The organism is Roseibium sp. ROS1 (assembly GCF_054658215.1).
On record NZ_BAAGIG010000018.1, the window covers coordinates 1 to 10108 of the forward strand.

The 10108-nt window shown below is 57.7% G+C and carries 8 protein-coding genes and 1 pseudogene; all 9 read right to left on the reverse strand.

What is annotated here, in order from left to right; translation table 11 throughout:
- A pseudogene (locus ACYQ6M_RS30185) lies at positions 1-1119 on the reverse strand (autotransporter domain-containing protein); the annotation flags it as partial.
- A 245-nt stretch (positions 1120-1364) separates the two neighbouring features.
- Entirely contained in the window at positions 1365-2246 is an 882-nt protein-coding gene (locus ACYQ6M_RS30190) for a helix-turn-helix transcriptional regulator (RefSeq protein WP_460077650.1), read from the reverse strand.
- A gap of 352 nt (positions 2247-2598) precedes the next feature.
- Positions 2599-3666: a TraI/MobA(P) family conjugative relaxase gene (traI, locus tag ACYQ6M_RS30195; RefSeq protein WP_460077651.1), complete on the reverse strand. Its 1068-nt coding sequence runs from the start codon at positions 3664-3666 to the stop codon at positions 2599-2601.
- Entirely contained in the window at positions 3663-3995 is a 333-nt protein-coding gene (locus ACYQ6M_RS30200; protein WP_460077653.1) for a hypothetical protein, read from the reverse strand. The genes traI and ACYQ6M_RS30200 overlap by 4 nt, the downstream gene beginning before the upstream one ends.
- A complete protein-coding gene (locus ACYQ6M_RS30205; protein ID WP_460077655.1) occupies positions 3992-5215 on the reverse strand; it encodes a DUF5710 domain-containing protein in 1224 nt (407 codons plus the stop codon). The genes ACYQ6M_RS30200 and ACYQ6M_RS30205 overlap by 4 nt, the downstream gene beginning before the upstream one ends.
- A gap of 56 nt (positions 5216-5271) precedes the next feature.
- Entirely contained in the window at positions 5272-5472 is a 201-nt protein-coding gene (locus ACYQ6M_RS30210) for a hypothetical protein (RefSeq protein ID WP_460077657.1), read from the reverse strand.
- Positions 5469-7334, reverse strand: coding sequence for a type IV secretory system conjugative DNA transfer family protein (locus ACYQ6M_RS30215; protein WP_460077658.1), 1866 nt, complete (start codon positions 7332-7334; stop codon positions 5469-5471). Before ACYQ6M_RS30215 ends, ACYQ6M_RS30210 begins: the two co-directional genes overlap by 4 nt.
- Positions 7335-7340: 6 nt before the next feature.
- The gene (locus tag ACYQ6M_RS30220; RefSeq protein ID WP_460077660.1) at positions 7341-8297 is read right to left on the reverse strand and encodes an ATPase, T2SS/T4P/T4SS family; all 957 of its coding nucleotides are present in this window, start codon (positions 8295-8297) and stop codon (positions 7341-7343) included.
- Positions 8298-8380: 83 nt separating this feature from the next.
- Positions 8381-10108, reverse strand: a 1728-nt coding sequence (locus ACYQ6M_RS30225) for a hypothetical protein (RefSeq protein ID WP_460077662.1), incomplete at its 5' end; no start/stop codon positions are given.

Here is a 10108-nt window from a genome sequence, read left to right on the forward strand (position 1 = left end):
GATTTCTCCGGCATCGAAACTTGCGGCCGGGCTGGTATCGCCTCCCAGAACAAGCGTGTCGCTGGTGCCGCCCGCGACGACATTGCCGGTGATCGTCGAACCCGCTCTCAGCTCCAGAATGTTGGTGCCTGAGGTGAATTCGATGGCATTGGCGCGAACGCCGCTGCCGGAGAGCCCTCCGGAAATCGTCCCTTTGTTGACGATGGTCAGGTCTGAGCCCGTGATGCCGGCTGCGCCAACACCTACGCTTCCGGCAGGCCCGGTACTGTGATTATAGGAGCCACCTCCTCCGCCCCCGTGGCCGCCCGCACCGCCGGTGATCGTTCCGCTGTTTTCAATGACGAGACCCGTGCCCGCAATCCCCGCGCCACCCGCGCCACCTCTGCCGCCATCTTCATAAATTGCGAAGCCGCCCCCCCCGCCGTTGCCGCCGCTTCCACCCGTTATTGCGCCTTGGTTTTCGAGTTTGAAATCGCTGCCTGAAAACGCCGCCGCACCGTTGCCGCCGTCGCCACCGTTGCCCGGCGGTTCGAGGAGGGGAGCGAAGGGGTCGACGTCGCCGCCTTTGCCGCCTGCACCGCCATTACCGCCGGTTGTCGAGCCGGACAGGGTGAGGGAAAACCCGCTTCCAGAGAGCGCAATCGCTCCCGCGTCTCCTGCCGTACCGCTGACGCTAGCCGGGCCGCTGACACCGCTCGCCCCTGCCTCGCCGGCCAGCGTGCCCGACAGGGCAGTGGCAAGCGCGTTCGCGGATGACACGCCAGACAAGACAAGCGATGTGCCACTCGCCGCGAGTGGCGAACCGGAGATCTCGACCGGAGCGCTCGCCCGAACCGTGACGTCCTGTGCAAAGGCCGGCAATGTTCCAGACACGGTAATAGTCGAGACCGCGGGATCGATCTCGATCACGTCCCCGCTGGCGCTTGCGCTGGCAATGGCCCAGCTCAGAGACCCGGCGACAGTGCCGCTGCCGTCATCGGTTGCTTCTGTAACGGTAAACGTCGCGGCGCTGGCAACGTGAGGCAGCGCGACAATCAGGGTGGCGGCGCAAAGGGCGGTGGACAGGCGGAGCCGGGCCGACAGCCGCGGCAGAATGCAATGAGCGGAAATGGTTTTCATGAACGTCTCAACGACAAAAGCAGGCAGGCAACGGCAAAGAGGCACACATGGAGTGGCGCTTTCCGCTCGCGGGATCTGAGAGGGCGTCAAATCGGGGCATGGGATCTCCCTAGTGGCTTCAGGTGGAACCATGCGGATGCAAGGAGGCCGTTGCTGTGCGCGTCGGCCCCGCGATTGAAATATTTCGCGAGGCATGGTCCGAGACAGCTTTTTGCCGCTGTCGGGGGTGAGGCGCTATCCCCTGTTTAGGGGTTATTGTTTGAAATCAATCCCTTGCCGAGCCAGAGCGCCATCAGCGCCGAACGGCTGGACACGCCGTATTTGCGGAAGATCCGCTTCACGTGGTCGTGGGTGGTATGCGGGCTCTGGTTGTTCTGCTCGGCGATCTGCTTTTCCGTCAGGCCAAGCAACAGGCCTTGCAAGACCTGCTGCTCGGCCCGGGTCAGTGGAGCGCTTGCCACGCCAACACCTTCTACCAGCATCTGATGCTTGAAGAACCAGCGAATACCGCGCAGCGCGTGGGAGACGATTTCCTGATTATCAGGACTGAAAGGCTCACGGGCGAAGCTGCGATGAAAGCCGATCTGGATTTCTGTATCCTCATTGATCGGAATGCCTGCCCAAAGGGAATCCTGCCGGTCGAGCGCCTTGTAGTAATTTTTGTAGGAAGGCCCTTCGAACCACTCCGGGGTGGCCAGTTCCTTCAGGCTGAGGACCCGGAAAGTTCCGGCCAGTTCCACGTTGCGCGTGGTGGTGATGTCCGGTTCACCCTTGTCCATTTCCTCGAAAGCCGCATCAATTGCCACGCTGGCAAGGTCACAGGGGTTCAGGGTGAACAGCGTGCGCGGGCGCCAGCCTTTCATCGGATCGCGCGACTGGGGCGAGTTCAATCGCACACAGCCGATCCAATCCGCATTCTGTGCATCAATTAGGCCGCATACCGTCTCGAGCAGGTACCGGCGGGAGACGTGGATGTCTCCGACGTCGTAGTCGGCCAGGTTGTCCCAAAGCAAATAAATACGTTCGAGTGACGTCGGCGCAAACGGCATGAGGTTTCCAGGAGAGACAGAAAAGGTGAGTTGTAATGTGTCTGGATACGCCACATCACCGGCAAAAAAAAGGCGCATGGGTCCTTCCCAAGATTTTCAAATGGAAAGCATCCTGTTGGAGTTAAACCAGTTGTTTCACCGGTACTGTCAGGTTAACTTGTTATCAGGGCGCCTGAAGGCGCGGCAAGGCAACAGGGTCTGGGCCGCCTTTATTCCGAGGCAAGCGAGACAGCACTACCGGTATTTTTGAAGCAGGGCTTTGGACGTCTGCATCGTCGCTACCTGAAGATCGGCGATGTCGACATACATAACTACAGCGTCGAGAAGTGTCTTTGACGGTGAACGAAAAGGTAAAGAAAGGGATACTTTTTTCGCTGGTTACAGGCAGCGATCGGTGGTGCGTGCGACCGCAATGGGAAAGCATTTCCGTTCACCGCGACATGCCCTTTGATTTCCGGGGCCTAATTTGACGTGTACGGATCTTCTTCGATTCGCGCCCGCTGATGATCTGCAGATATGATTTCTGCAGCTCAAGCGCTTCGCGGGCCTCGGCATCAACACCTGCTTGTTGCTCCAAAAACCGGCGCCAGGATACCCGCTTGCCGGTGTTGCCTCCAGTCATGCGTTTCCAGGCGGGATGTCGTTCGAGGCGTGGATCGAGCGGACGACGGCGGTATTTGGATTTGGGCTTTGTCCGATCAAAGAGCCGGTCCTGTTTCTGATAAGGGCCGTATTTGTCTTCAAGGTTCTTTTTCGAAAACAGCCGATCAACGGCGCTGGCTTTTTCCATGGTGCCGGTGCCGATGTCGCGGAACACGAACCCGGCTCCGCGCCGGCGAAGTTCGACGCCGTAGAGCGCAAAACCCTCGTGTAATTCGTCCCAGGATCCCGCATCACGATGGATCGTAAGCAGCTCGCTCTTGTGGTCTTTGAGAAATCCGGAAAAGGATTGTTCCCAAGAGTTAGCTTCCTTGTCCCGGGCCTTCCGGTTTTCCCGCTCATTGTCCTCACCGCGGCCCTGAACCACTTCCAATCCGTGTTTCTTTTCCAGCTCGGCCGCGGTCTTCTGCAAGATCTGGAAATCGCGGAACGGAGTGTGCATCCGGAAAGTTTCCGGGTGCACGAGATTGAACTGGATATGCATGTGGAAGTTTTCGGTGTTGATGTGAGTGCCGACAACACGCTGATGATCCTCCAGGCCTAGGGCCTTGGCAAACTCCTGTTCGATATCCTTCAGAACATCGATGTCTGGCTTTTCACCTTCGGCAAATGACACCACCAGGTGGTAGTTCGGATCTGACTTGCTGCGAGCATTCAAAGCCTGCGTCGCGCGGATCTCCGCGATGGCCGTGTCCAGGTCGTCGATGCCGTCGCCGGCCTTGCAGTTGGACAGCCAGAACTGATCGAGCTTTTCGCCTTTCTCCTTTGCCCCGGCGATGTATTTCGCGAGGGCTTTGGCGCTGGAACATTTCTTGAGAGATGTTTTTTTGGCAATCACGGTTTCAGCTCCGCAACACAAGCCTTGATCAGTTGCTGCGTCTGACGAACTTCGCGCAGAAGCGATTGCATCTGTCGAACCACATGGCCGTCGGCAGTCTCATTCATTCCCTTAAGCAAAAGATTGCCCAAACGCGCCTGGTCAGCGTTGACTTCCAGGAGCTGCAGCACTGATCGTTCAAGCGACAGGTCGGGGTATTTTCCGGACTGGAGGATACGCTCGGCCACCTTGGAAACAGACATGTTTGTCCGTTTCGCATGAACGGCGATCCGCTGATGAATATCCGGGGCCACATAAGTAATCAGCTGAATGCGCCTTGGCTTCTTCACAGGGACCTCTCCAGCTGACGCCCCATACCTTTGCTCTGGTCTTTGTCCTTACCCTTGCCACACGCATGTTCCCGCTGCATTTGTGCAAAGGAACCTCTGAGGGCCGTGAGCAGGCCCTTTTCACCGCGAAGCTGTTTCAGGTCGTTCCAGTCAGTCGCGCCTCGATCCTTTTCCGCATGCGTAAAACTCGGAGCAAGCACCTTGCCGCCAACGGCTTCGGCAGCGCGCTGCGCGCACTTCAGGCCCTTGTTGGGCAGGGGCGGATTTCTGTTCGGCAGATGATGATCATCATCTGCCGCAATCAGAATATTGGCGGTGGGGTATTTCTCGCGAACGGCCTTGGCTGTCGTCACCAGGTTGTCACCGTCGAACGCGACAAAGGTCGGCAAGCTTGTTGCTTTATGAACATCTGCACCGGTCGCATAGCCTTCTCCGATGATGACCGTCAGCGCATTGTCTTTCTCACGATCCTTCTCCAGGGCCTTATTTGGATCGATCGTGTGATAGAGCCCATCCTTACGGCCGTCTTTCAGGTAGATCTTGTCCTCACCGACAAACTGCAGCGACCAGATGCGGCCGGTTTCGTCGCGTAGCGGCACGACCATGCGGCCATCGTCGGCCACTTTCACGCCGTACCCGCGAACGTTTTTCCGGGCAAGATACGGGCAGTTCTCCGGCGTGGCCCAGGATTTCAGGTTGGTCCAGATTCCAAAAGCCCGTTTGGCAGTCGTTTCCTGGTTCTTGGCCCGCTCATGCTCGCGGTTCTCCCGGTTTTGTACGGTCTCGGCAACAAGGCGTTGCCTCTCTTCCGAAGTGAGCGCGTCCCCTGTGTCAGTCCATTGCAAGGGAACATCGTCGCCCTTGAAGTTTTTGAACTGACCGTTCGGCACTCCATCCAGGAAACCGCGATAGCTGGCGTTGGTTTCCTTGCCATCGCCGACGAGCGCAATGCGGTGCCACTTGCCATCCATGTCCGGAAGGCCCTGGAGCTGCGCACCGTTGTCGCGCAGGAATTTTCCGAAGGCTGTGCGTGGATCCTCACGCGAAGGCTCTACTCGGTTCGCCTGAAGGAACTGTGTCAGGCCATCTGGAACCTCGGTGCCCCTGGCGAACCACGCCTTGGCCTTTTTGTCCCAGAGCGCACCGGCAGCTTTCGCGGCTTCACGCTGCTCATATGGAACGGACAAGTAGGTCTTTTCGATAGGTTTGGTGTCGGCCATGACTAAAAACTCCATGGGTTCGGAATGGAAATCGGTTCGAACGGGAAGACGGCCTGTCAGTCCAGGAAGACGCCATTGATCTGACGCTGGCCAGATACGGGCAGCGGATCACAGGGCCAGAGTTCGCACCCTTCCGTGTCGATGACGGTGACATGTCTGAGTGGCGTTTCGTCAGTTAGTGCTCCTCCCGAAATTTCCAGGTCACCAAACTCCTCATGAATCTTGAGTAGGATCTCGACTGCTTTGCTGATCTTCATGAGGAAGCCTTTCGGTTGGACGGTGGGAGAGAAGGAATGGAAGTGGGGGAGGCGAGCGGGATTTTTGCCCGGGCCTGAAGGTCTTCGTTCTGGAAGTAGAGAACCTGGCGGCCATAGATGGCCGGACGCCCGGCAACAAAAATCAGCATGTCACCGGCACGGGTGACCTTGCCGCCAGCGCCAGTCTGGATGCCCGGCAACGACATGCATTCGTCCGGGGTGAGAAGCGGTCGGGCCACCTCCATCAAGGTTTCGGAATAGTTCGTCCCGATTTTCCCGGTGGTGTGGCTGGCTGAGGTCTTTTTCTGAACGAGCGTGGTCTTGCCGGCCATGTCCGACAAAACCCGGGCCGTTTCCATCGTGTTCGGCGCGTAGGCGATCCGGACATGGCAGTTGGAAACAATAGACTGTTCGCGGCCGTAAGCTTTCTGGAGCTGCGTGAGGTCCTGGACGATGACAAAGGCTTTGAGGCCATAGCCCGCCATGAAGGCAATCGCCTTTTCAAAAATCTCCAGCTTGCCGACTGACGTAAACTCGTCGAGCATCAACAGCATGCGGAATTGATAATGCTTGACGGACCGGCCGCCCTCGAACGCCATGTGAGAGGTAAGACGGGTGAGGAACTGGTTGAGCAGGATCCGCACCAAGGGCCGCAGCCGGGCAATGTCAGAAGGCGGTATGACGATATAAAGGGTTGCCGGCTTGTCACCGTTCATCAGGTCGGTGATACGGAAATCCGGTTCCGATATGTTGCGGGCCACAATCGGGTCGCTGTAGAGCGCCAACTGAGACGTGCCGGTTGAGTGAACACCGGAACGCTCGTTGCTGGACCGTTTGCGCATACGGGCCGCGCCAAGACGCACTTCGTCATTGACGACTTTCCGGCCGTGCTCATAGCGCTCCATGTCCTTCAAGAGCCGGTCGAAACTGTCGTCTTCCTCGCCATCTGGTTCACCATCCTTCTGGCCGAATGCGGCTTTTGCTGCCGCTGCGACGGCCTGTTCGCTGATGGATTTTGGATCTTCGTCCTCACCGATCGACATGAACGCGCGTACGTCTGCGAGTGTCGCGGTGCGGTTTTCTGATTTTTTGATCCGGTAAAGGACATGCAGGATCGCGGTGCAGAGCCAGCCGTAGCCTTCCTGCATCCAGAAATCCTTCAGGCCGGTGCCGTCCGGATCGATGATCATGATGGCGATGTTCTGGCAGTCGGCAATCTCGTGATCGGTTCCAATCCGGATTTCTGCGAGTGGATTGTATTTGACGGAGCCCCTGTCTGCCGCCGGGTCAAAGCGAAAAATTCTCTGGCCTTGTGAAGCACGCCAACCGGCGGTCAGAGCGTAGTTCTCGCCCTTGATATCGAGGACCAACGCAGACTCTTCCCAGGAAAGCAGAGTGGGCAAAACCAGGCCGACACCCTTACCTGAGCGGGTAGGGGCAAAAGCCAAAACGTGCTCCGGGCCATCATGGCGCAGCATTTTGACGCCTCGCCGCGTCGGCCAACCACCAACGACGACGCCGGTTTCCGACAGAAGGCCGCTTTCTTTCACGTCCCGGGTTTCAGCCCATCGGGCCGTGCCGTGGATGTCCTTCTGCTTCCGGCCGCCGAAGATCGTTTCCGACCTGGCACCAGAAGACACGATTGCCCCGGTCAGGATCAGAATAAGAAAGGTGCCAAACCCGGCATATGCCGGTTGAAGAACTTCGTTTGGAAATCCGCGGGCGTGCCGCCAGAAATCCAGAAGCCATTGCCACCAAGCGGGCTGAAGGGGATTGAAACCAAGCGTGTAGTACCAGCCGGTCAGCGTCACGCCGACGAGAGCACTAAAGGCCAGAACGGCAAACAAGCGCATCAGATGCATGACTGATCACGCAGCCTCGGCACTTACCGGCTGGCGGTCGCGCAGCACATAAAGATCATTTTTCATCTCGTAGATATCGGAGATAAAACGCTGTCCTTTCGGATCGCGTTTGATGTGGATCACTAGATCGACAAGACGGCGCATAAACGTCTCTGCGTCGGGCAAGGTCTGACCGGCGGCATTGATGTTCTCCTGGAATCGTGCGGGGACCAGCTCGGCGCTTTCAGCATGCACGGTGCACATCCAGCCGCGTGCACCAGTGTTCAGAACGTTGAGCGCGGCGAAGGCGTTTTGCGTGGAGATTTCGCCGAACAGAATATTGTCCGGAGAGATACGCATCTTGTGATCGTAGAGCTGCTGCCAGGTTCTAAGCCCTGCGCCCTGGGCGGTGTCCCGGGCCGCCAGCAAGGACACTCCGTTATAGAACCGGCTGACTTCGAGCTCGGGCGTATCTTCCGCGCTGACAACGCGCCGGTCATCCGGAAGATAGGATAGGAGATTGTTGAGCAGCGTCGTCTTGCCGGTGTTGGTGGATCCGGAAATGGCGATATTGCGCTGCTGATCGAGGGCGGATTTGAGATAGGCGATCATGCCGGCGGACAGACCCATGTCGTCCAGTGTGATCTTGTGCGGATGTTTGCAGCGGATCGCCAGTGACAGACCGGAGACAACCGAATTTCCGATCAGGCACTCAAAGCGGTGACCACCCGGCAGAACTGTTGAAAGCTGCGGTTTGGATGTAGGATCAAATTCCAGACCCTTCATATTCGCCAAAGCTCGGCAGATGGTCTTGATCCGGTGAAGGGTCAGTGCCGGTTCATCAACTTCGGCAATCCGATTTTCCAGATCGCGGCGTTCCACGATCAGCTTGCCCGGAGCCTTCGTCCGGACCTCGACAACATCAGACGCGGCATAGTGCCTGGAAAGTGGCTCAAGGATTTTTTGCAACAGAACCTGAGACATGGGTTCGGCCTCTCGAAACTGGAACTGGGGGAGCGGGACAAGGGCAGGGGCAACTCGCCCCTGCCAGTCAGGCTGACTGGGGATCAGCAGCCGTGTTGGGGTCCAAGAATTTCCTTGGTTCCTTGCCACGAGGTGTAGGTGACCTTGCCGTCCGGATAAGTGACCTTCGTTCTGGTCTGATCCTGATGCATCGGGTAAATGCCGCAGCGACCGCCACCGGAGTAGCTGAGATACTGCGGATTGCCGCCCCGGATATCGTAGTGCCGCTCATCCTGGTGCCGCTTCAGGGTGAAGGTCTTGGTTCCCGAATCCGTGCGGAACTTGATCGTTCCCTCACCACCGAGCCAGATCTTTACACCCCAGTTTTCGACACGCCGGTTCTGATTGACCCGCCGGCACTTGTCGCCGTTGTTCAAAACAGCACCCGCACCAGAAGACACCGAATAGGTCGTGCTGTCCGGACGTGTGTAGAGTTTGGTCCGATTGGTCGGAACCATCTCGTTGCAGCCGCTGTAATACCGTTTCGCGTAATCCGGATCGTCTTGGTTCCTGAGGAAGCTGTAGGCGATTTCGGATGTGCCCGGCTGAAGGTAGGATGTTGCGATTGTGTAAGGGCTGCCGTTCACATTGATCGAAACGTCCACCAACTGCTGCGCACGCAGATTGGCGTCGTTGTATTTCCAGCCATTCGGTTCAATCGAATGTGGGAAGGTCTGCTGGTTGGTCTGGCATCCGGTTACATAGACCCGGCCACGACCGGGAACGTTATAGAAGAAACGTTCTCGGCCGTAGGAAACGCCCGCGATCAGATCATGATCGAACGATGCCACATCTTCACAGCCATCCGTCGTTGCGTTGATACCGAGCATCGCACCTTCATCAGGCTGACAGCCGGCAATGACCTCTTCCCGACCGTTCACGGTAATTTCCGTGCGATACTGGCGTGCGGCCTGGCCCTTCGCCAGATCGACAATCGGCGTGCAGACGTCGATGCCGTTCTTTTCGAACACCCTGGTGTGGCTATAGGTGGTGTCCGTGGTTATGCACGGGGACGCCTGAAAGAGCTGACCTTCATGCACATAGGTCCACATCGCCATTTCCGAAGACGTCCCCGCCCCGAAGTCATGACGCATTGTGCAGTTGCCGGTGTCTGCCGACATCTGGATCGGATCGATGGTCTCTGACGGAGCGCATTCGCGTACCGAGACCTCGACGCTGTCCCCATTGCGGTAGGTCAGCGACGTGTTGACGATGGCCATGCCCTGATCAAAATCGAAGTCGAACGTGCAGTTCTGTTTTTCAACGATCTCATAAGACTTGTCCGCATCCGGCATACACTCGCTGACCTTATGGCGTGAGGATGTGCCGTCCACATAGAAGAGCGAATATTGAGCCTGGGCGACACCTGACTTCATGTCGACAAAATCACCGCAAACGCCGTATTCACGTTCCATCTGGAAGACCTTGTCGGACGCCTCGCACTCGCTGACGATCACCTGCTTGCCACCGCGGCCGCGATAGCTGAGCTGCGAGAACATGGTGACTTCCTCCCCGGCAAAATCCAGATCCGGGGAACACGCATCGAAGTCTGCATTGATGACATAGAACATTGACGCATCAGGCTGGCACGCCGCCAGATCGAAGCGCGCACCGCGGTCGTCATTGTAAAAGGAGGTATATTGCGGGGTTGCCACAAGACCATCCCGGTCCACGATGTCTTCGCAGGCTTCAAAGTTTTTCTGGATCGGGAAGACCACGCCGTTGGGTGCGCAAGCATCCGTCTCGGTGACAACACCGTCTTCCAACGTCTG